Annotated in this window: 24 protein-coding genes; 5 read left to right on the top strand and 19 right to left on the bottom strand. The window is 67.2% G+C overall.

Going from position 1 to position 24,739, the window contains the following annotated elements; all coding sequences use genetic code 11:
- Positions 1–83 precede the first annotated feature (83 nt).
- Positions 84–887, top strand: a complete 804-nt coding sequence (locus tag ACLIJ1_RS17830) for an SDR family NAD(P)-dependent oxidoreductase (RefSeq protein ID WP_411366881.1) — start codon at positions 84–86, stop codon at positions 885–887.
- Positions 888–912: 25 nt separating this feature from the next.
- Here the strand turns inward: ACLIJ1_RS17830 and infA are convergent, their stop codons facing one another.
- The 8 genes from infA to minC all read right to left on the bottom strand — a co-directional run bounded on the left by infA (position 913) and on the right by minC (position 6,609).
- Positions 913–1,167 carry a translation initiation factor IF-1 gene (gene infA, locus ACLIJ1_RS17825; protein WP_056265133.1) on the bottom strand — a complete coding sequence of 85 codons (255 nt, stop codon included), beginning with the start codon at positions 1,165–1,167 and terminating at the stop codon, positions 913–915.
- Positions 1,168–1,199: 32 nt separating this feature from the next.
- Entirely contained in the window at positions 1,200–1,466 is a 267-nt protein-coding gene (locus ACLIJ1_RS17820) for a hypothetical protein (RefSeq protein WP_411366880.1), read from the bottom strand.
- 391 nt (positions 1,467–1,857) lie between these two features.
- A complete protein-coding gene (locus ACLIJ1_RS17815; RefSeq protein ID WP_411366879.1) occupies positions 1,858–2,592 on the bottom strand; it encodes a hypothetical protein in 735 nt (244 codons plus the stop codon).
- Between the two features lie 73 nt (positions 2,593–2,665).
- Positions 2,666–4,156 carry a M48 family metalloprotease gene (locus tag ACLIJ1_RS17810; RefSeq protein WP_411366878.1) on the bottom strand — a complete coding sequence of 497 codons (1,491 nt, stop codon included), beginning with the start codon at positions 4,154–4,156 and terminating at the stop codon, positions 2,666–2,668.
- Positions 4,157–4,259: 103 nt separating this feature from the next.
- On the bottom strand, positions 4,260–4,700 hold the full coding sequence (locus tag ACLIJ1_RS17805; protein WP_411366877.1) for an acyl-CoA thioesterase: 441 nt from the start codon (positions 4,698–4,700) through the stop codon (positions 4,260–4,262).
- Positions 4,701–4,731: 31 nt separating this feature from the next.
- Complete coding sequence (gene minE, locus ACLIJ1_RS17800; protein WP_411366876.1) at positions 4,732–4,992, bottom strand: cell division topological specificity factor MinE; 261 nt, start codon at positions 4,990–4,992, stop codon at positions 4,732–4,734.
- 2 nt (positions 4,993–4,994) lie between these two features.
- On the bottom strand, positions 4,995–5,810 hold the full coding sequence (gene minD, locus ACLIJ1_RS17795; protein ID WP_411366875.1) for a septum site-determining protein MinD: 816 nt from the start codon (positions 5,808–5,810) through the stop codon (positions 4,995–4,997).
- Between the two features lie 19 nt (positions 5,811–5,829).
- Positions 5,830–6,609: a septum site-determining protein MinC gene (gene minC, locus ACLIJ1_RS17790; protein WP_411366874.1), complete on the bottom strand. Its 780-nt coding sequence runs from the start codon at positions 6,607–6,609 to the stop codon at positions 5,830–5,832.
- A gap of 122 nt (positions 6,610–6,731) precedes the next feature.
- Here minC and ACLIJ1_RS17785 point away from each other — a divergent pair, with 122 nt between their 5' ends.
- Positions 6,732–7,679 carry a prenyltransferase gene (locus ACLIJ1_RS17785; protein ID WP_411366873.1) on the top strand — a complete coding sequence of 316 codons (948 nt, stop codon included), beginning with the start codon at positions 6,732–6,734 and terminating at the stop codon, positions 7,677–7,679.
- 307 nt (positions 7,680–7,986) lie between these two features.
- Here ACLIJ1_RS17785 and ACLIJ1_RS17780 read toward each other — a convergent pair whose 3' ends face one another.
- The 6 genes from ACLIJ1_RS17780 to ACLIJ1_RS17755 form a co-directional block, all read right to left on the bottom strand.
- Positions 7,987–10,665 carry a GNAT family N-acetyltransferase gene (locus tag ACLIJ1_RS17780; protein ID WP_411366872.1) on the bottom strand — a complete coding sequence of 893 codons (2,679 nt, stop codon included), beginning with the start codon at positions 10,663–10,665 and terminating at the stop codon, positions 7,987–7,989.
- 7 nt (positions 10,666–10,672) lie between these two features.
- Positions 10,673–11,599, bottom strand: coding sequence for a histone deacetylase family protein (locus ACLIJ1_RS17775; RefSeq protein WP_411366871.1), 927 nt, complete (start codon positions 11,597–11,599; stop codon positions 10,673–10,675).
- 140 nt (positions 11,600–11,739) lie between these two features.
- Positions 11,740–12,948 (bottom strand): 5-demethoxyubiquinol-8 5-hydroxylase UbiM, encoded by a 1,209-nt coding sequence (gene ubiM, locus ACLIJ1_RS17770; RefSeq protein WP_411366870.1) that lies wholly within the window; start codon positions 12,946–12,948, stop codon positions 11,740–11,742.
- A gap of 155 nt (positions 12,949–13,103) precedes the next feature.
- Complete coding sequence (locus tag ACLIJ1_RS17765; protein WP_411366869.1) at positions 13,104–13,670, bottom strand: Spy/CpxP family protein refolding chaperone; 567 nt, start codon at positions 13,668–13,670, stop codon at positions 13,104–13,106.
- Between the two features lie 164 nt (positions 13,671–13,834).
- A complete protein-coding gene (cueR, locus tag ACLIJ1_RS17760) occupies positions 13,835–14,272 on the bottom strand; it encodes a Cu(I)-responsive transcriptional regulator (RefSeq protein WP_411366868.1) in 438 nt (145 codons plus the stop codon).
- The gene (locus ACLIJ1_RS17755) at positions 14,269–14,469 is read right to left on the bottom strand and encodes a heavy-metal-associated domain-containing protein (protein ID WP_411366867.1); all 201 of its coding nucleotides are present in this window, start codon (positions 14,467–14,469) and stop codon (positions 14,269–14,271) included. The genes cueR and ACLIJ1_RS17755 overlap by 4 nt, the downstream gene beginning before the upstream one ends.
- Before the next feature lie 123 nt (positions 14,470–14,592).
- Here ACLIJ1_RS17755 and ACLIJ1_RS17750 point away from each other — a divergent pair, with 123 nt between their 5' ends.
- On the top strand, positions 14,593–16,887 hold the full coding sequence (locus tag ACLIJ1_RS17750) for a heavy metal translocating P-type ATPase (RefSeq protein WP_411366866.1): 2,295 nt from the start codon (positions 14,593–14,595) through the stop codon (positions 16,885–16,887).
- Positions 16,888–16,902: 15 nt separating this feature from the next.
- Here ACLIJ1_RS17750 and ACLIJ1_RS17745 read toward each other — a convergent pair whose 3' ends face one another.
- Both ACLIJ1_RS17745 and ACLIJ1_RS17740 read right to left on the bottom strand, forming a co-directional pair.
- Entirely contained in the window at positions 16,903–18,330 is a 1,428-nt protein-coding gene (locus tag ACLIJ1_RS17745) for a peptidoglycan-binding domain-containing protein (protein ID WP_411366865.1), read from the bottom strand.
- A 45-nt stretch (positions 18,331–18,375) separates the two neighbouring features.
- Positions 18,376–18,804, bottom strand: a complete 429-nt coding sequence (locus ACLIJ1_RS17740) for a lysozyme inhibitor LprI family protein (protein ID WP_411366864.1) — start codon at positions 18,802–18,804, stop codon at positions 18,376–18,378.
- Positions 18,805–19,023: 219 nt separating this feature from the next.
- Between ACLIJ1_RS17740 and ACLIJ1_RS17735 the strand changes: the two genes are divergently transcribed.
- Together ACLIJ1_RS17735 and ACLIJ1_RS17730 are read left to right on the top strand one after the other, a co-directional pair.
- Positions 19,024–19,617, top strand: coding sequence for a hemerythrin domain-containing protein (locus ACLIJ1_RS17735; RefSeq protein ID WP_411366863.1), 594 nt, complete (start codon positions 19,024–19,026; stop codon positions 19,615–19,617).
- Between the two features lie 172 nt (positions 19,618–19,789).
- On the top strand, positions 19,790–21,367 hold the full coding sequence (locus ACLIJ1_RS17730; RefSeq protein ID WP_411366862.1) for a hypothetical protein: 1,578 nt from the start codon (positions 19,790–19,792) through the stop codon (positions 21,365–21,367).
- A 103-nt stretch (positions 21,368–21,470) separates the two neighbouring features.
- On the opposite strand, the gene gstA is transcribed toward ACLIJ1_RS17730, so the two are convergent.
- From gstA to ACLIJ1_RS17715, 3 genes are read right to left on the bottom strand one after another with little or no spacing between them, the layout of a single operon-like run.
- Positions 21,471–22,082 (bottom strand): glutathione transferase GstA, encoded by a 612-nt coding sequence (gene gstA / locus ACLIJ1_RS17725; RefSeq protein ID WP_411366861.1) that lies wholly within the window; start codon positions 22,080–22,082, stop codon positions 21,471–21,473.
- A gap of 54 nt (positions 22,083–22,136) precedes the next feature.
- The gene (locus ACLIJ1_RS17720; protein WP_411366860.1) at positions 22,137–23,933 is read right to left on the bottom strand and encodes an ATP-binding protein; all 1,797 of its coding nucleotides are present in this window, start codon (positions 23,931–23,933) and stop codon (positions 22,137–22,139) included.
- Positions 23,934–23,939: 6 nt separating this feature from the next.
- Positions 23,940–24,581, bottom strand: a complete 642-nt coding sequence (locus ACLIJ1_RS17715; RefSeq protein WP_411366859.1) for a response regulator transcription factor — start codon at positions 24,579–24,581, stop codon at positions 23,940–23,942.
- Between the last annotated feature and the right edge of the window lie 158 nt (positions 24,582–24,739).

Below are 24,739 nucleotides of genomic sequence, written 5' to 3'. Positions count from 1 at the left end.
GCCAGCCGCGGCGTGTGACGGACTAGATTGGACCAGGCCTCGCCATCCGGCGGGGCCTTTCCTTTTTCTCCAGGAGCCGTTTCATGTCAGAACTTTCCCTCGCGGGCCGCACGGCCCTGGTCACCGGTGGTGCGCGCGGCCTGGGCGCCGGCATGGCGGTGGCGCTGGCGGCCGCCGGTGCCTCGGTGATGATCGGCGACATCCTCGAAGACACCGGGCGAGAAACCGCAGGCGCGTTGGCTGCCACGGGTGCGAAGGTCGCCTTCGTGCACCTGGACGTGACCGACGAAGCCAGCTGGCTGGCGGCCGTGTCTGCGACACACGAAACCTTCGGCGGTTTCGACATCCTGATCAACAACGCCGGCGTCGAAGAGACCGCGCTGGTCTCGGACATTGACGTGGAAGCCCTGCGTCGCATGCTCGACGTGAACATCGTCGGTACGGCGTTGGGCCTGAAGCACGCGTTCCGTGCGATGCGCCCGGGTGGACAGGCAGGCAAGGGTGGGGCGGTGGTCAACGTGGCCTCGGTCGCGGCCACCATCGCATTTCCAGCGATCGCCGGCTATTCGGCCACCAAGTCGGCGGTCGACCGGCTGACCCGCGTGGCCGCGATGGAGGCAGGCCAGCTGGGATACGGGGTGCGGGTGAACTGCGTCTACCCGGGCCTGGTGCCGACCGACATGGGCATGAAACTCGCGGCCGACGTGGTCACCGCCGGGCTGTTCCCGACGCCGGAGGCCGCCGTCGGCGCCATCGTCGCGCAGACCCCGCTGGGGCGACTGGGCACGGTGGCCGACATGGCCGACGCGGTGGTTTTTCTCTGCTCCGACGCCTCGCGCTTCATCACGGGCGCGGGGCTGCCGGTGGACGGCGGCATGGGCATGTGAGCCCGCCACCGCCCTGCCATGCCACTCAGCGCGGCTTGCGGGGCACCATCGGGCCGCGGCCTTCGATGTGGCGGAAATTGATGCGACCCTTGGTCAGGTCATAGGGCGAGAGTTCGAGCGAGACCCGGTCACCCGCGAGGATGCGGATGTGGTTCTTCTTCATCTTGCCGGCGGAGTAGGCAATCAGCTGGTGACCGTTGTCCAGCGTGACGCGAAAACGGGTGTCGGGCAACACCTCGTTGACGATGCCCATCATGTCGATCAGTTCTTCCTTGGCCATGGTGTGGTTCTCCTGGAGTCAATGAATGTGGTTCAGTTCGGGTATTGCGACTGGCGCGCAGTGTCGCGCACCCAGTCGATGCCCTGTGCCATGGCATAGCTTGCCGCGGCTTCGTGGGTGGGGAAATCTTCGGTGAAGCGCATGACACGGTCGGTGCAGGCACTGCCGCTGCCGCTGGCGATCGACACGAAAGCGGCAAAGCGGCCGCAGGCCATGGCCCGCGGGCTGGCGCTGATGCGGTAACGCCCCAGGGTCAGGGGAGAGTTGGAAGACAGGGTCCGCGGTGCGGCGGCGGACATGGGAAACGTTTGAATCATCTAGAACTTCAATGGGCAGGGTCCGCGGCAGAAGCCGCCGACCCGACAAGGCCCGACATACACGGTGGCAGCCCCAGTTGCCGGGGTGCCCGACTGCACCGATCAATGCCACCCGGGCGCATCTGGCGTCCAGGGGGGTTGTCGGAACCAGCCCACGGCAGGGGTCCGGTGACAGCAGGGAAAGTGGTTGCCCCGCCGGACATCCGCTGGTACTGCGGGAAAGGCTGGGCTCGCGATGGAGGGGCTGGACCGACCCACCCTCTGCCGGGGTTGTGTGTGCCAGCGTGAGCGCCGGCAACGGGTTTGTCGCCCAAGGCGAAGCCATTAATGTACCACGATGTGGAAAATTGCGCCAGCCGGCGCCAGAATGGGCTCAACGGCCACAGCGCAACCTGAACTGCTGGTCGCGGTATCCCTTGCGCTCGCCGCGCACCCGGTCCTGTTCGTCCGGCGACAACGTATGCCGCGCATAGGCATCCAGCGCCGCGACCTGCTCGTCCAGCCGCTTGCAATCCTGCGCTTTCTGCTGGACCGCATTGAGCGGCGCCGGCGGGCCCACCTCCGCCACCCGCGCCGCGGGACGGCCCGGGCGAGTCGGGGCTTCGCGGTTCTGGGCAAGGCTGATCTGGTCGGCCAGCGACAGGTTGGCCGGCACGGTGTGCGTGCTCACCACGAACCCGCCGCGATGCTGGCAATGCACGAGGGACCAGAACTGTCCCGCGCCCTTGCAGCGGTAGAGCGTGACGCTGCCCGGGTCGTCGTCGACCTTGAGCGCTTCGGTGGTGTTCACCATGCTCTCCCGCGTGCCCTTGGGGCAGGCGGTGTCGGTGTAGGTCACTTCGCCGACCGCGTTCGCGCAGCGCCGTACCCCTTCCTGCGCGGGCGGCTCGGGCACCTTCGCCGGCACCGGCAGCGGGATCGGGGGCCGGGCGGCTTCGCGTTCGGCCCGGCTGGCCTGCTGCGACCGCACCCACAGCCACTGGCCTACCGCAAACAGGCCGATCACGACCGCCGCGACGATCAGACCGATCGTCAGGCCGCTCATGCCCTCCTTGGGTTTCGGCCGGAACAGCGGTCCATCCACCGGCCCGCGCGGAGTGGGCTGCATGAAAATGTATGGGTCGGGCCCTTCTTCGGCGAGGCCCGGTTCCTGGCGGTCGTTCATGGCCGGCGGCGCCCTTTCACTGTTCGACAACGGTCTTGACCATCTGGCCGACCGGTGGGTCCGCTCTCCCGTAGCTGCCGTTGAGCAACTGCAGGCGCTTCTCGGACACCGCCGACTGGCGGGCCAGCTCAGCGTAACCACCACGCGGGAACGGCACGGTGCGCAACTGCCACGGCCGCGCCGCCTGCTGGTCGGCCGCGGTTATCGCACGGAACGATTTTTCGGTCGCCATCAGCCCGGGCATGGCGCGGTTGCGCGCGGGGGCGTCGGCCGACAGGTAGGCCATCAGGTAGGCGTTCTGTTTCGGCCCGGTGACCAGGGTCACCTCAAGCGCCTGGGTCTGGCCGTTGTCGAGCCGGCGGGCGCCGACGAAGTGCGAGGCGGCAAAACCGTTGACGTTGCCGCGCGTGAGCTTGCCCTCGCTGGGCTTGAGGCCGTCGCGGATGATCGCGTCGTGGTCAGTGCCGGCGCTGCGCGGCACCGCCAGCACGCGCAGCGCGGCGTCGCCCTGCGGCGCCACGAAGCTCACGGCCTCGGCATCGTTCTCGATGCGCCAGCCGGCCGGTGCGGTCATCGCGATCCCCAGACCCGGGTGGTAGAAGTTCTGACCACGCGTCAGGCCCTGCTCGGGGCTTTCGCCAAAACGCATGCCCTGGACCACTTGCAGGAACCGCTGCGCGCCGTCTGAGGCGTAGTTGCCCTGGTACTTGGCGGCGTTCTGGCTGATCGCCTGCAGGCGCTGGTCGTTGCTCGGGTGCGAAGAGAGCCAGTTCGCGCCTTCGGGTGCGGGCAGGCCCTGGGCCTTCGCCTCGTCGACGGCGAACGCTTCTTGCAGCTTGAGCACGCGGATCACGTCGACCATGTGGCGCGGGTCGTACTGGCTGCGCGCGAGGTACTCGGCGCCCAGGGTGTCGGCCTGCAGCTCCTGCTCGCGGCTGTATTTCGCGACATAGCCCGCGGCCATCCCTTGCGCCGCCTGGCCGAACATCTCGGTGCCGCCGGCCAGACCGACTTTGCTCTCCAGCACCGCGCCCAGCACGGTCGCGGCCAGCACGCCCAGGCCGGCGGTCTGCTGCCGCGTGGCGCGCTGGGCGCCGTGGCGTGCGGTGACGTGACCGATCTCGTGACCGATCACGCCAGCCATGTCGGCCTCGCTCTCCATGTAGGCCAGGATGCCACGCGTGATGTAGACGTAGCCGCCGGGCAGGGCGAATGCATTGACCTCGGGACTGTCGAGCACGGTGAAGGTCCAGGGGATGTTCGCCCGGTGCGACTGCTTCGCCAGCTTCTGGCCGACCTCGTTGACGTAGGCCTGCAGCTTCGGGTCGGGGTAGATGCCGTATTCCTTGAGCACCTCTTCATGGGCCTTCTTGCCCTCGGCCAGTTCGGTGCGCTCGTCCATCACCGTGCGCTCGCTGCGGCCGGTGACCGGATTGACGACGGTGCTGCCGCAACCGGCCAGCAGGGCGGCGGTCAGCGCCAGGGACGAGGCAAGGGTTCTGAGCATGCGGACTCCTGCGCGGAGGTCATTCCCGCGCTCTGCCGACGATGATAGTCAGGCCATTCATTGCCCGACAACTGCGCAATGCGTTCGTCGCGGTCAGCGTGTCTCAGTGCACAGGGATGAGGGCATTCAGCTGCAGCAGGAACGGCGGAGGTACCGGCGTGGGCTTGCGCGCGGCGCGGTCGATGAAGACGATGCCGATCTTGCCGCGTGCCACCTCGCGCCCGGTGTCCAGGTCGTCCATGCAGTAGACCAGGTCGAAGCCGTAGCGGTTGAAGTCCTGCGGCAGCATGCGCACGCGCATGGTCTCGCCGTGGAAACCTTCGGACTTGTATTGCGCCACCAGGTCGCCCACCACGATGGGGCAGCCGGAAACGTCGGACTCGCGGTGGCCCAGCGACCGGAAGAAGCGCACCCGCGCCTCGGACACCAGGGTCAGCAGCTGGGCGTTGTCCAGATGGCCGCCCTGATTCACGTGGCTGATGTAGATCTGGATCTGCGTCGCGAAGACGAAGCGCTCGGGCAGCTCGAAGCGGATGCGGGCCATGCGGAAAACGGGGCCTTGACGGCCCCGGTGTTCACTTGCGGTCGGGCAGCTCGATCTTGACTTCCAGCACCTCGAGGTCGTCCTGACGTTCCAGCTGGACCTTGATGTCGTCCGGATTGATCTTGATGTACTTGCCGATCACGGCCACCAGCTCGCGCTGCAGGGCCGGCAGGTAGTCGGGCTCGGCGGCGTTGCGGCCGCTGCGCTCGTGCGCGAGGATGATCTGCAGCCGCTCCTTGGCAACACTGGCGGTCTTCTTTTTCTCACCCAGAAAGAAGGACAGGAACGACATGCTCATTTGCTCCCGAACAGGCGCTTGAAGAAGCCCGGCTTCTCGGCGTCGATGAAACGCAGCGGCTTGTCGGCGCCCAGGAAGCGGTCGATCACGTCGCTGTAGGCCTCGGCCACTTCGGTGCCCTTGAGGTGGATCGCGGGCGTGCCCTGGTTGGAGGCGGTCAGCACGTTTTCGCTCTCGGGGATCACGCCGATCAGCTTGATGCGCAGGATGTCCTGGATGTCCTCGAGCGAGAGCATCTGGCCGTCGGCCACGCGCGTGGGGTTGTAGCGCGTGATCAGCAGGTGTTCCTTGATGGCGTCCTTGCCTTCGATCGCGCGTTTGGTCTTGCTGCCCAGCATGCCCAGGATGCGGTCGGAGTCGCGCACCGAGGAGACTTCCGGGTTGGTCACGATCAGCGCCTCGTCGGCGAAGTGCATCGCCATCAGCGCGCCGGTCTCGATGCCGGCCGGCGAGTCGCAGACGATGTATTCGAAGCCCATCGCCGACAGGTCATTGAGCACCTTCTCGACGCCGTCCTGCGTCAGCGCGTCCTTGTCGCGCGTCTGGCTGGCGGCCAGCACGAACAGGTTGTCGCAGACCTTGTCCTTGATCAGCGCCTGGTTGAGGTTGGCCTCGCCGTGGATCACGTTGATCAGGTCGTAGACCACGCGGCGTTCGCAACCCATGATCAGGTCCAGGTTGCGCAGGCCGACGTCGAAGTCGATGACGGCGGTCTTGTGGCCGCGCAGCGCGAGGCCGGAGGCAAAGCTGGCGCTGGTCGTGGTTTTGCCCACGCCGCCCTTGCCGGAGGTGACGACAACGATCTTGGTCATGAGACAGGTTCCTTCAGGTTCAGGGATTCAGGGGATCGATGACGAGTTTGTCGCCATCCGGGCCGGACACCAGGCGCACCTGTGCCGGCTTGCCCAGCACATCCGCCGGCAGCGGGGTATCGCTGGTGCGGTAGATGCCGGCGATCGAGATCAGCTCGGGGTCCATGGACATCGCGAAGATGCGGGCGTCGGCGTTGCCGCGGGCGCCGGCGATGGCCTTGCCGCGCAGCGGGGCGTAGATGTGGATGTGGCCGTCGGCGATCACTTCGGCGCCGGGGTTGACCATGGCCATCACCACCAGGTCGCGGCCGCGGGCGTAGACCTGCTGGCCGGAACGCAGCGGCTTGTCGACCACCAGGGCGCCTGCGGCGGCCGGTGGCGCCACGGGTGCTGGCGCGGGTGCCTGGGTTTGTGCAGGCGCTGGCGCCGGTGTGGCGGCGGCAGCACTGCGCTGCACGGTGGCATCGTCGGCGCGCATCAGGCCGGCCAGCTCGGCCGCCGCCATCTGGGCGTCGTCGCCCCCGCGCACGGCCACCGGCTGCAGCCGGAACTGGCGCAGCAGGGTCAGCAGCGCGGGAAAGTCCACCAGCCCGCCAGCCTCGGGGCCGGACTGCAGGGGCGTGAGGTCGACCAGCAGCGGGTCGTGGTCGAAAAAGTCGGGAATGTCGCCGTAACGCTGGGTCAGCTCCTGGCCCAGGCGGGCGAGGTCGGCGGATTTGAGCAGCAGAGCCACCAGCGGCAGGTGGGCGCTCTTGATTTCAAACGTGGTCGGGGCGCTGGCGCTGAGGACGGTGGACATGAATCCGGCGGGGAACTTGCGGGGCCGGAAAGGCTCCGGCCGGGTCGGCGGGCAGTGTACCAGCCGACCACCGCCGCAGGGGGGTGCAGGCGGTGTCCACATGTGTCGGGCACACTGCGCCCATGGACACCAAAAATACTCCCCACCGTTCGGACCGGTGGCAGCCGGGACTGTGGTGGCGCATGACGCGGCCGGCGTTCCTGTTGTTGACCGTCGTGGGCTGCGCGCTGGGCACGGCGACCGCGGCGGCCTGCGGTTGCGGATTCGACCCGGTGCTGGCCCTGGGTGCCACGCTGCTGGCCGTGCTGGCCCACGCGGCCGGCAATGTGCTCAACGACCTGCACGACGCCCGCAACGGCGCCGACGCGGGCAACGCCGGCGGCATCTACCCCTTCACCGGCGGTTCGCGCCTGATCCAGAACGGCGCCGTGAGCGAACGCGAGACCGCCGACCTGGCCAAGGCGCTGCTGCTGGTGCTGGTGCCCGGCGGGCTCCTGCTGGCGGTGAAGACGGGTGGTGGCGTGATCGGGCTGGGGCTGGCCGGCCTGCTGCTGGTCTGGGCCTATTCGGCACCACCGCTCAAGCTGATGTCGCGGGGGCTGGGTGAACTGGCGGTGGCGCTGGCCTGGTTTCTGGTCGTGGTGGGCGCCGACTACGTGCAGCGGCGCCAGTTTTTCGTGATTCCGGCCAGTGTGGCACTGAACTTCGCGGCCATGGTGGCGGCGCTGCTGCTGATCAACGGCGTGCCCGACGCCCCGGCGGACGCCCGGGTCGGCAAGCGCACCCTGGCGGTCCAGCTGGGCCCGACTGGTGCCTGGGCGCTCTACACCGCGTTGACCCTAGGCGCCCACGGCTGGCTCGTGGTGTCGGTGTGGCTGCTGGTGCCGCCGATGGAGGCACTGTGGGGTCTGGTTTCGCTGCCGCTGTCGCTGTTTGCCGCGGGCGGGCTGTTCCGTCACCGGTACCAGACCGGACAACTGCGCCCGGCCCTCGCGGCCACGGTCGCCGCCACCCTGCTGCACGGCCTGGGCTTGGCCGCCGGTTTTGCATGGATGGGCTGGCAACGCTGAGTGGAGCAGGTATTTTTCAACAACTCTGTGTATAACTTTTTAACAAGCCACTACTTATCCACAGACGCAAGACGAAACCCAAAGTTGTTCAGCGCACAGGCGTTTTGGACCCGGGTACTTCAAACAGGGTTCAGGACCATCCAAGTGCTTGATTTTTCTGAAGAAAAGCGGCTTGTCCACAAAAAACCGCGCCTTCTACTACTGCTACCAATTTGAAATAGAGAGATAGAAGACATAGAGAGGGATAAAAAAAGAGCGCTGCCGGCCAGGCCGGGGCGCTCTTCTGCAGGAAAAATACTGGGGTTTATTACAGTGTGTGGGTCACGAGTTTGAAGTCCGGGTCTTCCGCGAACGACTTGATGTGGAAACCCAGGCCCTTCATCAGCTTGAGCATGCCGGGGTTGTTGGCCAGCACCAGGCCCTCGATCTCGGCCAGGCCCTTGTCGCGGGCCTCTTCCATGATGCTGAGCATCAGGCGCGAGCCCAGGCCCTTGCCGTTGAAGTCGTCGGCCACCACGAGCGAAAACTCACAACTGGATTTGTCCGGGTTGGTGATGTAGCGCGAAACGCCAACGATGCGTTCCGTTTCGACCATTTCGCCGTCTTCGCCAGCCTTGCGCTCGCGGTGGATGGCCACCAGGGCCATTTCGCGGTCGTAGTCGATCAGGGTCAGGCGCGAGAGCATGGATGGCGGCAGTTCGGTCATGCTGGACACGAAGCGGTAGTAGCGGCTCTCGGCCGACAGGCCCTGCACCAGGTCCTGCAGCATCTGGGCATCGTCCGGGTGGATCGGGCGGACGGTGTATTCGCCGCCGCCACGCAGTGGCCAGACCTGCTCGTAGCGCGCCGGGTAGGGCAGGATGGCCAGGTGGGCATAGTTGCGGGCCGTGGCGGGCGCGCTCTCGATCACGATGCGGGCGTCGACCGCCACCGCGCCGTTTTCATCCACGATGATGGGGTTGATGTCCATCTCGCGCAGCTGGGGCAGCTCGCAGACCATTTCCGAGACGCGCAGCAGCACGTGTTCGAGCATGTCCATGTCGACGGCCGAGGCACCGCGCCATTCGCCCAGCGTGTCGGCCACGCGCGAGCGCTCGATCAGGCGGCGCGCCAGGAACTGATTGAGGGGCGGAAGCTCCATCGCGCGGTCGCCGATCAGTTCGATCATGGTGCCGCCGGCGCCGAAGGCAATCACTGGTCCGAACGGGTCGTCGGTCACCAGGCCGATGTAGAGCTCGCGGCCGCGCTTGCTCTGCGCCATCTTCTGGATCGTCACGCCGTTGATCTTGGCGCCGGGCTGCAGCTTGGCCACGGCCTGGATCATGGTGTTGTAGATGTCGCGCACCGCGGTCGCGTTCATCACGTTGAGTGCCACACCATTGACGTCGCTCTTGTGGCTGATGTCGGGCGAGTCGATCTTGAGCGCCACCGGATAGCCCAGCTGGGTCGCGATCATCATGGCTTCGTTGGCCGAGCGCGCCAGGATGGTCTGCGTGACCGGGATGTGGAAGGCCGACAGCAGGGCCTTGGACTCCATCTCGGTGAGGATCTTGCGGCGCTCGGTCAGCACGTTCTCGATGATCAGCCGGGCCCCCTCGATGTCTGGGTTGGCCAGAGTCGAGAGCGGGGGCGGCGTCTGCTGCAGCAGCTGCTGGTTCTGGTAGAAGCTGGCGATGTTGCCGAAGGCGCCGACGGCGGCTTCCGGGGTGCGGAAACTCGGGATTGCGGCCTTGCCCAGCACCTCGCGGGCTTCGCCGACGGAGGCATCGCCCATCCAGCAGCACAGCAGGGGCTTGTTCATGCGCACCTTGGCCTCGGCCATGACACGGGCGATATCGGTGGCGTCGATGCCGGCCTTGGGCGAATGCACCACCAGCACGCCGTCGATCGAGCGGTCGTGGCCGGCCGCGTCGATGGCGGCGCGGTAGTGTTCGGCGGTCGCTTCTTCCGAGACGTCGATCAGGTCGTTGAGCGAAGCCAGCGGCGGCAGCTTGGGCTTGAGCTCGGCCATGGTTTCCGGCGCCAGCTTGCCCAGTTGCAGCGCAATCTCGCTGATCCAGTCGGCAGCGAGCACACCCGGGCCACCGCCGTTGGTGACCACCGCCAGGCGCTTGCCGACTGGGCGGTAGCGCGATGCCAGGCACTTGGCGGCCGAGAACAGCTCGACGAAGGAGCGCACCCGCACAGCACCCGCGCGGCGCAGGGCGGCGTCGAACACATCGTCGCTGCCGACGATGGCGCCACTGTGGGTCTGCGCGGCCTCGTTGCCGGCGGGCTTGCGGCCAGCCTTGAGCACCACCACCGGCTTGGCGTTGGCGGCCGCGCGCAGGGCGCTCATGAAGCGGCGTGCGTTGGAGATGCCTTCAAGATAGACGACGATGCTGTGTGTTTGAGCATCCGATGCCAGGAAATCGAGCACCTGAGCAATGTCGACCGAAGTCTTGGGGCCGAGCGAGACGACGGTCGAGAAGCCGACGCCGTTCTGGCTCGCCCAGTCGAGGATGGATGAGGTCAGGGCGCCCGACTGTGACACCAGGGCCAGCGGACCGACCGTGGTCATGGGGCCGGCGACGCTGGCGTTCAGGCCGATGCGCGGGCGCTGGAAGCCCAGGCTGTTGGGGCCGAGCAGGTGCATGCCGTGGCGGCGCGCGACCTGGTGCATTTCGGAGGCCACGTCAGCATTGGCGCCGCTGCCGACCACCAGCGCGGCCTTGCACTTGATGCGTCCGGCCACTTCCAGGGCGGCCAGGGCTTCGGCCGGCGGCAGGGCAATGATGGCCAGGTCGGCCCGGGTCTGGGCCAGGTCGGCCAGCGTGCCGCTGGTGTGGATGTCGAGGAAGGTGAGGGTGCCGGAGAAACGCTGCCCGGTGAGCGCGGCGCAGAGGGTGCGCGCGTGGGCAATCTGGCTGGCCGGGTCTTCGTGGTTGCCGGCGAAGACGGCGATGGATTCGGGCTGAAAGAGCGGTGTGAGGTAGTGTTTGTCCATATATCTTTCAATCGGCCCCGATGAGGACCCTGACATGGGCCCCCACGCTGCGGGCCAGTGGGCTGAGCACGTAGCCGCCCTCCAGGCAGGAAATCACGCGACCCTGGCAGTGCCGGTTGGCCACGCCCAGCAGCTGCTGGGTGACCCAGGCGTAGTCGGCCTCGACCAGGCCGAGGTTGCCCATGTCGTCTTCGCGGTGGGCGTCGAAGCCGGCCGAGATGTAGATCAGCTGGGGTTTGAAGGCGTCGAGCGCGGGGATCCATTGCTCCGACACGGCAGCGCGGAAGGCATCGCTGCCCGAGCGGCTGGGCAGGCCGACGTTGACCATGTTCGGGCCAGTGGCGTTTTCGCCGTTGAAGGGGTACAGGCCCTTCTCGAAGATCGAGCACATCAGCACCCGCTCGTCGCCGCGGAAGATGTCTTCGGAGCCATTGCCGTGGTGCACGTCGAAGTCGATCAGGGCGACGCGTTCGAGGTTGTGCACGTCCAGCGCGTGGCGGATGCCGACAGCAATGTTGTTAAAGAAGCAGAAGCCCATGGCGGCCGAGCGTTCTGCGTGGTGGCCTGGCGGGCGGATCGAGCAGAAGGCCGTCGGCACCTCACCGGCCAGCACCAGGTCGGTCGCCTGCACCGCGGCACCGGCGGCGCGCAGTGCGGCCTGCAGGGTGTGCGGGCACATGTTGGTGTCCGGGTCGACGGCGTGCAGGCCTTCCTTGGGCGAGGCGTCGAAGATCTCGCGCACGTAGAGCGAAGCATGGGCACGGCCGAGCTGGTCTTCGGTGGCCAGCGGCGCGTCGTAGGGAACCATGCAGTCGAGCAGACCCTTGACCAGCAGGTAGTCGTTGATCGCGCCCAGGCGCTCCGGGCATTCGGGGTGGTGCGGGCCCATGTCGTGGCGGGCGCAATCGGCGTGTGTGATGAAGGCGGACAGCATCTTTTCAGGTCTCCTCGGGCGGCGAATGCCTGCCGGGTGACTGCGCACCCGTGCAGATTGACTTCCGTCAATCTAGTCCCGAAGCCTGACATCTGCCTTGATGCAACGCAACATGGCCTTCTTCGCCAGAGGCGAAACGGTCAGCCCAGTCCGGTCAGACTGGCTGCCACTGCGCGTTTGAATGGCGTGAAACGCTCGCCCAGTTCCACCATGCCGCGGCGCAGCCAGCGCGCGGGCACGTGTTCGCGGGTGTAGAGCGTGGCGACCGCGTGGGTGGCCATGTAGAGGCCGCGGGCGGCCCGCTGGTGCGTCTGGTGGTACCGCTCCAGCAGCTGGGGCGAGGCGATGTCCTGGCCGCCCTGGTGGGCCTGGACCAGGGCTTTGGACAGGGTGTCGATGCTGCGCAGGCCAAGGTTGAAACCGTGCGCGGTGACCGGGTGCATGCCGACGGCCGCATCGCCGACGGCGGCAAAACGCTGCGCGACCAGACGGCGCGCCCAGACCCCGACGAGCGGGTAGGCGTGGCGCGTGCTGGTCAGGTGCATGTCGCCAAGCTGGCCACCGAAGCGGCCGGTCATGGCCCGGTTGAAGGCCATTTCATCCATGTCCAGCAGGGGCTGGATCTCCTGGTGCGGCAGGGTCAGCACGACCGACGAGCGCGGCAGGCCGCTGGCCGGGTCCAGGTTCATCGGCAGCAGGGCCAGGGTCTGGCCGTGATCGAACCACTCCCAGGCGGTCTCTTCGTGCGGCTGCGGATGGGTCATGTTGCAGACCAGCATGGTGCGGCCGTAGTCGTGCATGTCGGCGGCAATGCCCATGGCGCGGCGGGTGCTGGAGTGGCGGCTGTCGGCGGCCACCACCAGGCGGGCCTGCAGGGTCTCGCCGCTGGCCAGGGTCAGGCGCGCTGATTGCGCGTCGGTGCGGATGCCGGTGACCTGTTCGCCACAGCGCAGCGTCGGGGCCAGGCCGGCACCCTCACCCATCGCGGCCTGGTAGGCGGCGCGGCGGATGTGGTGATTGGCGACGAGAAAGCCCAGCTCCGCCTTCGGGCTGAGGCTGTGGCTGATGCGCATGCGCGACTGCGTGGAGCCGACGCCGCCGTCGAGCACCAGGGCGTCCTTGAGCGGCGCGATGTTGGCATCGCCCAGCAGGGGCCAGAGGCCGAGCTGGCGCATCAGTGCGGCGCTGTGCTGCGTGAGGGCAATTTCGCGGCCGTCGAAGGCCGGGTTCTGCACCGCGGACAGGCTTTGCTGCTCCAGCAGAGTGACATTGAGGCCGCTGCCGCGCAAGGCCCGGGCGAGGCTCAGGCCGGCCGGCCCGGCGCCCACGATGATGAGGTCGAGTTCCATGGCGGCGCAGCTTAAGCGCCGGTCGGCTGGGCGGGCTTGACTCAGGTCAAGCGCCAGACGCCGGGGACGGCCACAAAAAAAGCCCCGGCGAACCGGGGCTGTGAGGGCGGAGGAGAACCTTCAATGAAAACAGGGAGAAACAGGGGAAAGGGCGATCAGCCCTTCTTGGCGCCAGGACCGTCGCAGCCCTTGCCACCCATGTGGCCGTCGGGGCCGTCCATCGGACCCATCATGCCGCGGTGTTCGCCACGTTCGCCATGGCGGCCGCCGTGCATGCCACGGTCCCCGATCGGACCAAAGGACTGGGCGTCGAACACCTTCTGCTGCTCGGGGGTGAGAGCTGCGTAGAAGGTCTTGACCGCATCCATGCGCTTGGCCATGACAGCGTCGCGCTCGGCGCGGAAGGCCTGCATCTTTTCCATGCGCTGCGGCGTGGTCAGCTTCGCCCAGTCTTCGCGGGCCACCGGTGCCGGCATGGCCGCCGGGTTGGGGGTGGTGGCGGTGTCGAAGGCTTTCCAAGCGGCTTCCTGCGCGGCGGTGATCTTCAGGTCGACCTTGAGCTTGGCCTGGTGGTCGGCGTGGCGCTTCTGCATTTGTTCGGCGCGCGGGCCATGGGCATGTCCTTGCGGACCGGCGCCCTGGGCAATGGCGGTGGCCGAGACACCGGCGATGCCGGCGAGGATGGCGGCCACGATGAGGCTGCGTTTGACGATGGGTTTCATGCTGGGGCTCCTTGAGGTTGGGGGGTGGACACCGGGGCGGTATGCCGGGGTGCCTTGGGTCCAGTGTCATACCCCCGTGTGTACCGTCTTCTGCCTTTCTGATGCTGTCTGGTAAAGATTTGTTCCGGTACCAGTCGACCAGGGAGCGCGGTGTTTGATTCCGGTCAAGGATGGGCCAAATCGTCCAGGATGGGGCAGTCTGGCCGGTCGTTGCCCGGGCAGTGGCACAGCAGGGTGTGCAGGCTGCGCTGCATGGCCTGCAGGGCTTCGATGCGCTGGCCCAGGTCGTCGTGGTGTTTCTGGGCGATGCGCTTGACGCTGGCGCTGCTGCGGCGCCGGTTGTGCCACAGGCCGACCAGCTCGGTGATCGCGTCCAGGCCGAAGCCCATGTCGCGGGCGCGGCGGATGAAGCGCAGCGTGTGCACGTCGGCCAGACTGTACTGGCGGTAGTTGCTGTCGGTGCGCGAAACTTCACCCAGCAGGCCGAGTGACTCGTAGTGGCGCAGCATCTTGGGCGAGATGCCCGAGAGCCGGGCAGCGGTGCCGATGTTGACGGGCCAGCTGGCGACTGTGTCCAGCGTGGCCTCGGTGTCGGCACTCATGCGGCGACCTGATAGCCCTCTTCGCGGATTGCAGCCGCCACCGCTTCGCGCGTCTGGCTGCTATTCACCTCGACCAGGTTCTGCGCGCGGTCGATCTTGACCTCGGCCTGCGGGTCCAGGGTCTTGATGGCGGTCTGCACGGCGCGTTCGCAGTGACCGCAGGTCATGCCTTGCACGTTGAAGGTTTGCTGGCTCATGGAACTTCTCCTGAATGACGATGCCGGTATCTTGCACCTTGACATGGTGTGAAGGTCAAGCGGCGGGTGGATTACACCTTGTGGCTTGACCTTCCCATGGGGGTAAAGCTTATTCTCACCCCCATGAACACCGCGACGCTTGAAGTGAACGACGACAGCCAACAGATCGACCTGGGCATCGGGGGCATGACCTGCGCCTCCTGCGTGATGCGGGTGGAGAAGGTGCTGAAGAAGCAGCCCGGGGTGCGCGAGGCGACGGTGAACCTGGCGACCGAATCGGCGCGCGTCACGCTGACCGGTGTGCAGGATGCGGACACCCTGGCCCTGCTCAAGCGCGCGGTGCGCGACGCGGGCTACGAGCCGCGCGCGATGGATGCGATGGACCACGTGAGCGAGGAGCGCTGGCTGGGCGTGCCGGTCGATGCGCTGCCGGTGGTGTTCGGTGCGCTGCTGTCGGCACCGCTGGCTCTGCCGATGATCGGCGACCTGCTGGGCAAGCACTGGATGTTGCCGGCCTGGGCGCAGTTCCTGCTCGCGACGCCGGTGCAGTTCTGGCTCGGCGCGCGCTTCTACAAGGCCGGTTGGCACGCCCTCAAGGCGCTGACCGGCAACATGGAGCTGCTGGTGTCGATCGGCACCACGGCCGGCTGGGCGCTGTCGACCTGGCTCTGGCTCAAGGCCGAACCGGGCGAGATGGTGCACCTGTACTACGAAGGCTCGGCGGTGGTGATCACGCTGGTGCTGCTGGGCAAGTGGCTGGAGGCGCGGGCGAAGCGGCAGACCACCGACGCGATCCGCGCACTGCACGCGCTGCGGCCCGAGCGCGCGCACCTGGTGCCCGATGGTGTGAAGCGCACCGAGATGAGCGACGTGCCGGCCGACGAGCTGCTGGCGGGCGACATCGTGAGGGTGCTGCCTGGCGAACGCTTTCCGGCCGATGGTGAAGTGGTGCTGGGCGAGACACAGGCCGACGAATCCATGCTGACGGGCGAGGCGATGCCTGTGCCCAAGCGGCCCGGCGACCGCATCACTGGCGGCTCGCTCAACGGCGAGGGATCGGTCGAGATCAAGGTGAAGGCGGTCGGGGCACAGAGCGTGCTGGCGCACATCATCGCGCTGGTGCAGGACGCACTGGCCGGCAAGGCACCGGTGCAGCGGCTCGTTGACCAGGTGGCGGCGGTGTTCGTGCCGGTGGTGCTGGTGATCGCGTTGTTCACGCTGGGCATCTGGTTGTGGAAGGGCGCGGCGATGGAGGTGGCCATGCTGCACGCAGTGGCAGTGCTGGTGATTGCCTGCCCTTGCGCACTCGGCCTGGCGACGCCGGCGGCCATCATGACCGGCACCGGCGTGGCTGCGCGGCACGGCATCCTGATCAAGGATGCCGAGGCGCTGGAGATCGCGCACAAGGTCGACACGGTGGCTTTCGACAAGACCGGCACGCTGACCATCGGCCATCCCAGGCTGCGGCTGGTGGAGGCGGTGGCGGGCGCGGACGAACAGGCGGTGCTCGGCGCGGCGGCGGCGCTGCAGGCGCAGAGTGCCCATCCGCTGGCGATCGCGGTGCTGGATGCGGCACGGTCCAAAGGCATCGCGGTCCTGGCCGATGCGGCGCAGGATGTGCAGTCCGTGACCGGGAAAGGCACGCTGGGAACGGTGCGGGGCGTGACCCTGGCGCTGGGCAGCCTGCGCTGGATGGACGAGCTGGGGCTGCCGCTGTCCGCACTGGGAACCTTGGCCCTTTCGGTGCAGCGTCAGCAGGCCGAGGGCTCGACGGTGTCGCTGCTGGCCAGTCGCGCGGGAGAAGGCCAGCCCTGGACCCCGCTGGCGCTGTTCGCGTTCGGGGACGAAGCCAAGCCGGGTGCGCGCGAGGCGCTGGCCCGGCTGAAGCAGCGTGGCCTGCGGCTGTTCATGGTCTCTGGCGACAACCGTGGCGCGGCCGAAGCGATGGCGCGGCAGCTGGGCATGGACGTCGAAGGTGGCGCTGTGATCGCCGAGGTGCTGCCGGGGGACAAGGCGGCGGTGGTGCAGCGGCTGCGTGAGGCCTCTGGTGCGGAGTCCGCACACACGGTCGCCATGGTCGGTGACGGTGTCAACGACGCGCCGGCGCTGGCGGCGGCCGACGTCGGGATCGCGATGGGCGGCCGCGAAGGTGGCTCCGATGTGGCCATGCACGCCGCCGGCATCACGCTGATGCGCGGCGATCCGCTGCTGGTGGAGGCGGCGCTGGACATCTCGCGCCGCACCGTGGCCAAGATCCGGCAGAACCTGTTCTGGGCCTTCGCCTACAACGCCGCGGGCATTCCGCTGGCCGCGATGGGCTATCTCAGCCCGGTGCTGGCGGGCGCGGCGATGGCGATGAGTTCGGTCAGCGTGATGAGCAACGCACTGCTGCTCAAGCGCTGGAAGCCAGGGCGCTGAGGACCCGGAAGCCTGTCATCGCTGCGCAGCTTCGGCGGTGCGTTCCTGCGTTTGTGCGGGCGTGGTGGACGGAGCCTCGACCAGCGGCCGTGCAGGCACGTAACCCTGGAGTGCCTGCTGCGTGTCGAGTTCACGCATCTGCCTGAAGTCGTTCTGGAACAGGATCTTCTGGCCGTCGCCGCGCAACTGGATGTTGGTGACTTCGCCCAGGGCGGCGCGGTTTTCCAGCAGGTAGTTCTGCGACGACTCGGCGATGCGGGCGATCTGCGCGTCGCTGAACCGGCCACCGGCCTGCAGGGTTTCGATCATGCGGTGCAGGGAGGCACTGGTCTTGGGATCGAGGGAAGGCGCGAGGCCCAGGGCCTTGAGCGTGGCACGGTCGCCGAAACCATTGGGATCGAGCTTGTGCTCGCGCTGGAACTCGGTGAGCAGGCGTTCGGTTCCGGCGCCGAAGCCGCCGTCGTCCTTCAAAGACTTGCCCTCGCGCTGCAGTGCCTGCTGCAGCAGCTTCACATCGTCACCCTTGTCGCCGCGATCGAGCACCGACGGGTCGTTGACGTCGCGCCGGTAGGCGGCCAGCGCTGTCTGGACTTCAGGGATGTTGCGTTCGTTGGAGGGCTGGTAGCTGCTGCTCGCGACCTGCCGGTGTGCCTCTTCCATCGCGACGGCGTTGCCGGGCTTCTCGAAGTTCTCCTGGTACTGGCGGGCGAGTTCGCCGGCTTTGGGTCCGGCAAAGTACTTCACCGCTGCTTTCTGCCGATCAACCTCCTCCATGAAGGTGTCGTAGTCGGCGCCGTTTCGCAAGGACGCCACCAGCTTGTCGTAGGTCCTGGGTCGTTGATTTTCCGCCTTGGCCAGTACGCAAAGGATTTCGAACTTGCGGTCTTCGGGGATGTTGGATCCGTGGCGGTCCAGGACGTCTTTGGCATCGTCGGCAATGGCCTTCACCTGGGGAAAGTCAATGTTCCGGTGGATCCACTGTTGTCCTGCCTCCGAGCCAGCCCAGGCATTGATCGTGTCCCGATGTTCATCGGAGATGAAGCGAATCGACGGGTTGTTTCCTTGACCATTGCCATGACTGAGCAGGTCGCTGCGCAGCGCAGAGAGTCCCGCCGCGTCGCTAGGAAACGGCAGTTGATTGGCCCGTGCGTAGGCGGAAGCCTGGCCGATGATGGCGTCGACATAGGAGGCCTCTCCAGCTTTCAGCGAACGGCTTTCGATGGCCCCCAAGGGCCAGTTGCCTCGCTGACCGAGGTCAACCTGGATCGTTCCAATGGAATACCCGCTGTTGTCCGCGACACTTGAGACAGTGCCCCATTGACTCGGCGTGACCCCGGCAACACTGAGCCGATAGGAACTGCCACCACCTTCGGTTCCCCGGCCAACCACGAAGTAGACCGCCCCGCTGCGTTGGGTTGGGTCGTTGATGTCGATATTGGTCATGTTCTTTTCCTCCCTTCATTTGCTGAGCCAATACGGCTCGCTGCGTCAGTTCAAATCCAGATGCTGCTGCAGCTGTTGGCGACGCTGAACGATCCACATGATCTCGTTGGTCGAGACGGAAAGATCTGAGCTGCCGAGCTGGGGGTAGTAGACAGAGGCCGCGAATGCCGTTTCTGCGGTGACGAACGCTTTCCAGGCGGCCTGCGATTTCGCCAGCTCTGCGCGCTGCGGATCCTTGAGCTTGGTTGAGAGGCTCTTGTAGAGCAGTTCAAGTTGACGGTATTGCCACGACTTTTCGTTCTGGATGCAAGGCGCCTGCTCCAGCCGCCCATTCGCCTTCTTCATGCATTCCAGGTACGTCTTGCTTTCCAGCTGACCCAGTGCAGGCGGAGCTTCCATGGTTTCGTTGGCCACCGTGGCGCAGCTGGCGGCGCCGAGCGACAGGGCGAGGAGGGCAATGCGGATCGTCTTCATGGTGTGGGTATGTGACAGCAGGGATGTGTCCAGGCGGTTGCCCGGAGGGGTCAAAAATGCTAACACTTTGGTTTGCAACCGGATGTAAAGGCAACCCCTTCCAGGGGGAGGCCCGGGAGCAGCCTTGACGTGGGTCAAGGCCCCCGGAAGCGCGCTCGGCCATAGTCCGGATCCATTCGCCGACCACCCGGTCGGTTTCGCATTCCCGGAGACAAAACCATGACCCACGAAGCCCTGCGCGTCATTCGCGAGGAACACGCCACCCTGGCAGCCATGCTGCAGTCGCTGTTGCAGCTGGTGCGGCGCGGGCCCGAGGTCAGCGGGCAGGACGACTCGGCGCGCTTCTTCGACGTGCTGCGCGCGATGCTGTTCTACATCGACGAGTTTCCCGAGAAGCACCACCATCCCAAGGAATCGGATCTGCTGTTTCCGCGTGTGGTCAAGGCCGCGCCGCACACGATGGCGACGATCGATCAGCTGGAGCGTGATCACATGCGCGGCGAACCCCGGGTGCGCGAGCTGATGCACCTGCTGCTGGCCTGGGAGCTGCTCGGCGAAGGGCGCCGCCAGGCCTTTGTCGACGAGGTCACGCGTTACATCGAGTTCTACCAGGAGCACATGCGCCTGGAAGAAACCATCATCCTGCCCGAGGCCGAGCGTCATCTGACCGAGAGTGACTGGCATGCGATGAACGCAGCATTCGCGACCAACCAGGACCCGCTGAACGGCCGCATTCCCCGCGATCCGCAGTTCGACCGCCTGTTCACGCGCATCGTGATGAAGGCGCCGGCGCCGATCGGTCTCGGCCAGTAACAGTCTGCGATGGCCTGAAAGATGCTGCAGGATGGCCACCACCCGTGAAAGCGGGTGAGTGACCGGTGATTGGGGGATGGGTTGGGTGAAATGCCCCGCTTGTGCACCGGAGTCGGGTGAATTCACGCGGTGGCCCATGGTTTGCCGCACATCTTTTCAGGGGGACACGCTCATGTTTCAGACCATCATCCGGGGCCTTCGCTGCGCTCCGATCGCAGCCGCCTTCGCACTGCCATCGTTCGCCCATGCCCAGCTCGTCCCCGACTGGAGCGCGTCGGTCGCGGCCCAGGTCGTGGCGCCTGCGCTTGCTGTGGACGGTGGTCGCAACAGTGTGGTGGCAGCAACCCTGCTGGGGCTGCCGGTCGTGGTCCACAAGTTCGGGCCGACGGGCACCGAGCTGTGGCAGCGCAGCCTTGCTGGAGCCGGTGTGGCGAGCCGGGCCTTTGATGTGGTCACGGATGCCACCGGCAGCATCGTGCTGGGGGGCGCCGTCGTGGATGCCACAGGCATGCCGCTGGGTACCCTGGTCGCCAAGCTCGATGCGGCGGGCAACACGCTTTGGCAGGACGCCGCGACCACCGCGCCTGCCCAGGTGCGTGAAGTGGCGCTGGACGCCAGTGGCAATGTCTATGCCCTGGTGCAGGCCGGCACGGCGGCCACAGGTCCCGAACTGCAGCTGGTCAAGTACAGCGCGGGGGGTGTGCGGCAGTGGATGCGTACCTATGGCGCCAGCACGACCAATGGTCTGGACTCGCTGGTGATCAACAGCGCCGGTCAGCCGGTCGTGACCGGTTCCAATAGCGCCGGGCAGGCGGTTGTTGCGGCGTTCGATGGGCTGGGCAACCCGCTGGCGGTCATCAACACCGGCACAGCGGGACTGAGCCTGGCGGCCGGTCGCAGCGGTGAGGTCTATGCCGTGGGTGGCGGCAGCGGCCTGCTGGCGATCAAGTACGGCCCGGCCTTCAATGAACTCTGGCGCACGACGGTCAGCACCAGCGGCACCGCCCTGCGCGCGGCGGTGGATGCGACGGGCAATCTGGTGATGACAGGATCGTTCAACCTGCCCAGCAGCGGCGGCATCAGCGCCACCGTGATCACGCCCAACTGGCGCACCGCCAAGCTCAGCACGGCGGGCGCGCCCCTGTGGTCGGTCGACTTCGGTGTGTCTCACTTCGTGATGGGCAGCCCGGCGGCGCTGGGGCTGGGCATCGACGGTTCCGTGTTCGTGACTGGCCGTGCGGCCGAGCCTGTGACCGGCTCCACCGGAACGGTGAGCTATCGCCCGAGCATGGCGACCATCAAGTACACCGTTGCTGGTGCCCTGGAAGGCACCCTCTACACGAACAGCTCGCAGGTCGGCGCCGATGTGGAAGTGGCCAGCGATGGCGGCGTGTACGTGGCGGGAGAAGCCAATCTGTTCAGTGGCACGCCCGCACCGTTGCTGCATATTGCAGGCCCTGTCCTGGCCCCTGCCAAGCCCAGCGCCCTGCTGGTTACCGGTCCGGTGTGGGAAAGCAGCAGCGCCACGGCGACGGTTACCCTGTCAACCGCGGCCGGTGCCACGGTCAAGCTCAGCAGCAGCAACACCAGCGCGGCCAAGGTGCCGGCCTCGGTGGTGGTGCCGGCAGGTGCAACCAGCGTGAGCTTCCCGGTCACCACGCTGGCCGTGCGCCGCAACACCGCGGTGACGATCCGTGCAACCGCGAACGGCACCACGCTGGGCACCGCGATCACCGTGCTCAACCGCTAAACGGCCGAGCGCGGGACCGTTGAATTCGGCGCCGGGCCGCCCCAAGCCGAATTCGCGCCCCCTCGGGGGGCAGCGACCCGCGCAGCGGCGGAGCGTGGGGGTCTTATTTCCCGAGGCCTTCGGCCTTCAGGGCCGCCTGTACCGCAGGACGTGATCCCACACGGGCGCGGTAGGCGTTGAGGTTCGCCAGACCGCTGATGTCCACGCCGACGAAGGCGGCCCAGTTGGTCACGGTGAACAGGTAGGCATCGGCCACACTGAACGCATCACCGAGCAGGTACTGCTTGCCGGCGAGTTCGCCATCGACCCACTTCAGGCGGCTTTGCAGCCGCTCCTTGGCGATCGCTTTGGCCTCGTCGGGCATGTTGGGCGTGAACAGCGGCGAGAAGCCCTTGTGCAGTTCGGTGCCGATGAAGGTCAGCCACTCCATCAGGCGGTAGCGGCCCAGTGTGCCGTAGGCGGGCGCGAGGTTCTTCTCGGGCACCTGGTCGGCCAGGTACTGGATGATGGCCGGGCCTTCGCGCAGTTTCTCGCCGTCCTTCATCACCAGCAGCGGCACATAGCCCAGCGGGTTGATGGTGTAGTAGTCGGTGCCGTCGGGCAGCTGGTGGGTCTTGGTCGGGGCCGGGATGGCCTCGAAGGGCAGGCCGGATTCGTGCAGCACGATGTGGGGCGAGAGCGAGCAGGCGCCGGGCGAGTAGTAGAGCTTGAGCATGGTGGTCTCCTGGTGTGTGACGCGGCCACCCCGTTGGCGACCGGCCCGCGCATGTTAGAGCGCGACCGCGGGCTCTGCTGGCGCCGGGGCTTGTGGCCGGGTCGGCACGGCTTGCGCGAGGGCGCGGCGCAGGTGCTCCGGGTCGACCGGTTTGAACAGCAGCGGCACGCCGGCGCCCTCCAGTTGGCGCAGACGATCGGGAGCGGTTTCGCCGGTGATCATCAGCAGTGCCGGCATCGGGTCCATCGCCGACTGCAGGCGGCGCGCGAGCGACAGTCCGTCGACACCCTGGCCCAGGCGCACGTCCGACAGGATCACGTCGATCACGTGGCCATGGGCGCGGGCCCTGTCGATGGCGGCTTGCGCCTCGGCCTCGTCGGCCGCTGCCAGCAGCTCGACCTGCCAGGTCTTCATCAGCGCCATCAGGCCCTGGGCCACGATGGCTTCGTCGTCGATCAGCAGCACCCGGCGTGGCAGGGCCGAGGCGGCCACCAGCTCGACCGGCGCGGCACTGGCGGTCACCTGCATGGCCGGGGCCTTGGGGACAGTCACGCGGAAGCGGCTGCCTTTGCGGGGCTGCGAGCGCAGTGTCACCGGATGGTCCAGCAGCCGGGACAGCCGCCGCACGATGGAAAGGCCGATGCCCAGGCCCAGGTTGCGGTCGCGCGCCGGGTTGTCGACCTGGTAGAACTCGTGGAACACCTGCTCGTGCAGCGCCGGGTCGATGCCGATGCCGGTGTCGGCGACCTCGATCCAGACCTGCGGACCACGCGCGCGCGCGCGCAGCAGCACGCCGCCGGAGAGGGTGTACTTGATCGCGTTTTCCACCAGGTTGCCCAGCAGGCGTTCGAGCATCTGCGGGTCGGTGTTCACGCGCAGCGGGCTGGAGCGGATGCGCAGCGTCAACCCCTTTTCGTCGGCGCGCTGGCCAAAGGTCCGTTGCAGCGACAGCAGAATGTCCTGCAGCGCCACTGGCTGCCGCACTGGCGCGACCACGCCGGCGTCCAGGCGCGAGATGTCGAGCATGGCGCCCAGGGATGTGTGCACCGAGCGCACGGCTTCCTGCAGGAAGACCGCCTGCGGGTGGACCGGATGGCCTTGCAGTTCCCGCTCCAGCGACGCACCGAACAGGCCGATCGCGTGCAGGGGCTGACGCAGGTCGTGGCTGGCCGCGGCGAGGAACCGGGTCTTCTCTTCGCTGGCCTCGCGCGTCAGACGCACCTGCTGCTCCAGCTCAGTGGCCAGCGCCTCCTTCTCGAAGCGAGATTGCAGAGTCTGCGCCAGCAGCGCGTGCTGGCTGCGGGCGATGTGCAGCGTGACGCCCAGGTAGGCCAGGCAGCTGACCGCCAGGAACACATGCACCATGTCGCCTTGCCACAGCAGTGCCGCGGACAGGCTCAGCACCATGGGCAGCGCAAAACACATCACCGAGGCCCAGCGCGGCGCCACCGCGGGAATGCCGGTGCTGGTCACACCCAGCACGATCAGCACCAGCACGGCCGTCATCGAGGTGTCCGCGCCCGGCAGGATCAGCCATGGCGCCAGGCCCCAGGTGCCGCTGTACCAGAGCATTTCGGTGCGGTGACGGCGGGCCCAGAGCGGGCTGTGTTCTCCAGCGTTGGGGTCCTTGAAATAGGCAACCTGATAGGGGTAGCGCAACAGCTGCGTGGTGTGCAGGCCCAGCCAGACCAGGGCCATCGTGTTGTGGCCCTGCCACCAGAACAGCCATCCCGCGGCCCAGGAGACGACCACATCGGCAATGGTGGAGCTGGTGATGGTGGCGTAAAGCGCTGCCACCTGCTCGCGCATCACCCGTTCCTGGATGGTCGGGGCGGCGGCTGGTTCGGTCATGGGCGCTCAGCGCAGGGCGCTGATCAGCTCGGCACGCGAGCGCACGCCGAAGATCAGCAGCAGCGCCGAGACATGGTTCTTGACCGTGCCCTCGCTGATGTGCAGGCGCTCGGCGATGTCGCGGTTGGCTTGCCCGGCCAGCAGCCACTCCAGCACCTGCACTTGCCGCGGGCTCAGCTGCGAGCGGGGGTCGTCGGTGCGCGGGGGCAGGGTGTCCACGAAGTCGCGGTGGATGCTGCGCGCCGCGGTCAGGTTCAGGTGGTCCATCACGCACTGCAGGTCGCCCGACTTCGGCAGATAGGCGACGGCGCCATGCGCCAGGGCCCGCTGCGCCATCTGCGGATCGCTGTCGCCCGAAAGGATCACCACCCTGGCGCGCGGGTGCTGTTGCAGGAAGGTGGTCAGGCCGGTCAGGCCGTGGGCGTCGGGCAGGTGCAGGTCCAGCAGCACCACGTCGATGTCGCCGCGGCGGTACAGCGCCAGCGCTTCCTGCAGCGTGCGGGCCTCTTGCAGGCGCACGTCGGCGCGTTGGCCCATGAGCGCCCGCAGCCCCAGGCGGATCAGGTCATGGTCGTCGACCACCAGCACGCCGACCGCGCGCGAATCCGCGTCGGGGGATGGCTGTGGCGAGGACAGGGCGTCGTACATGGCGTAACAATTTTAGGGCGATCCGGGGTAGCGTGCCGCCCCGGAGCCCCTTGTTTGGGGACTTGTTGGAGGGGGCCGATGGACGCACCGGTCCACTTTGAGGTGGCCTCATTGGTCAAGCCGATTGCGCGTAAGGTTCGGGCGGTCCCATCCCACCC

It is taken from the genome of Hydrogenophaga sp. RWCD_12 (genome assembly GCF_046604225.1).
Taxonomy (GTDB): Bacteria; Pseudomonadota; Gammaproteobacteria; order Burkholderiales; family Burkholderiaceae_C; genus Hydrogenophaga.
The sequence above is the reverse complement of the archived record's forward strand: the minus strand, read 5'-3'. Positions and strand labels throughout refer to the sequence as shown.

Excerpts from the sequence above, each read along its gene's own strand:
- gstA (WP_411366861.1), bottom strand. The coding sequence starts at position 22,082 with ATGCTCAAGCTCTACTACTCGCCCGGCGCCTGCTCGCTCTCGCCCCAC.
- ACLIJ1_RS17815 (WP_411366879.1), bottom strand. The coding sequence starts at position 2,592 with ATGCAGCCCACTCCGCGCGGGCCGGTGGATGGACCGCTGTTCCGGCCG.
- ACLIJ1_RS17830 (WP_411366881.1), top strand. The coding sequence starts at position 84 with ATGTCAGAACTTTCCCTCGCGGGCCGCACGGCCCTGGTCACCGGTGGT.
- ubiM (WP_411366870.1), bottom strand. The coding sequence starts at position 12,948 with ATGGAACTCGACCTCATCATCGTGGGCGCCGGGCCGGCCGGCCTGAGC.
- ACLIJ1_RS17720 (WP_411366860.1), bottom strand. The coding sequence starts at position 23,933 with ATGACCGAACCAGCCGCCGCCCCGACCATCCAGGAACGGGTGATGCGC.
- ACLIJ1_RS17775 (WP_411366871.1), bottom strand. The coding sequence starts at position 11,599 with ATGCTGTCCGCCTTCATCACACACGCCGATTGCGCCCGCCACGACATG.
- ACLIJ1_RS17740 (WP_411366864.1), bottom strand. The coding sequence starts at position 18,804 with ATGAAGACGATCCGCATTGCCCTCCTCGCCCTGTCGCTCGGCGCCGCC.
- ACLIJ1_RS17765 (WP_411366869.1), bottom strand. The coding sequence starts at position 13,670 with ATGAAACCCATCGTCAAACGCAGCCTCATCGTGGCCGCCATCCTCGCC.
- ACLIJ1_RS17820 (WP_411366880.1), bottom strand. The coding sequence starts at position 1,466 with ATGTCCGCCGCCGCACCGCGGACCCTGTCTTCCAACTCTCCCCTGACC.
- ACLIJ1_RS17730 (WP_411366862.1), top strand. The coding sequence starts at position 19,790 with ATGTTTCAGACCATCATCCGGGGCCTTCGCTGCGCTCCGATCGCAGCC.
- minE (WP_411366876.1), bottom strand. The coding sequence starts at position 4,992 with ATGTCGTTCCTGTCCTTCTTTCTGGGTGAGAAAAAGAAGACCGCCAGT.
- minD (WP_411366875.1), bottom strand. The coding sequence starts at position 5,810 with ATGACCAAGATCGTTGTCGTCACCTCCGGCAAGGGCGGCGTGGGCAAA.
- ACLIJ1_RS17750 (WP_411366866.1), top strand. The coding sequence starts at position 14,593 with ATGAACACCGCGACGCTTGAAGTGAACGACGACAGCCAACAGATCGAC.
- ACLIJ1_RS17745 (WP_411366865.1), bottom strand. The coding sequence starts at position 18,330 with ATGACCAATATCGACATCAACGACCCAACCCAACGCAGCGGGGCGGTC.
- infA (WP_056265133.1), bottom strand. The coding sequence starts at position 1,167 with ATGGCCAAGGAAGAACTGATCGACATGATGGGCATCGTCAACGAGGTG.
- ACLIJ1_RS17810 (WP_411366878.1), bottom strand. The coding sequence starts at position 4,156 with ATGCTCAGAACCCTTGCCTCGTCCCTGGCGCTGACCGCCGCCCTGCTG.
- ACLIJ1_RS17785 (WP_411366873.1), top strand. The coding sequence starts at position 6,732 with ATGGACACCAAAAATACTCCCCACCGTTCGGACCGGTGGCAGCCGGGA.
- cueR (WP_411366868.1), bottom strand. The coding sequence starts at position 14,272 with ATGAGTGCCGACACCGAGGCCACGCTGGACACAGTCGCCAGCTGGCCC.
- ACLIJ1_RS17715 (WP_411366859.1), bottom strand. The coding sequence starts at position 24,581 with ATGTACGACGCCCTGTCCTCGCCACAGCCATCCCCCGACGCGGATTCG.
- ACLIJ1_RS17735 (WP_411366863.1), top strand. The coding sequence starts at position 19,024 with ATGACCCACGAAGCCCTGCGCGTCATTCGCGAGGAACACGCCACCCTG.
- ACLIJ1_RS17755 (WP_411366867.1), bottom strand. The coding sequence starts at position 14,469 with ATGAGCCAGCAAACCTTCAACGTGCAAGGCATGACCTGCGGTCACTGC.
- minC (WP_411366874.1), bottom strand. The coding sequence starts at position 6,609 with ATGTCCACCGTCCTCAGCGCCAGCGCCCCGACCACGTTTGAAATCAAG.
- ACLIJ1_RS17805 (WP_411366877.1), bottom strand. The coding sequence starts at position 4,700 with ATGGCCCGCATCCGCTTCGAGCTGCCCGAGCGCTTCGTCTTCGCGACG.
- ACLIJ1_RS17780 (WP_411366872.1), bottom strand. The coding sequence starts at position 10,665 with ATGGACAAACACTACCTCACACCGCTCTTTCAGCCCGAATCCATCGCC.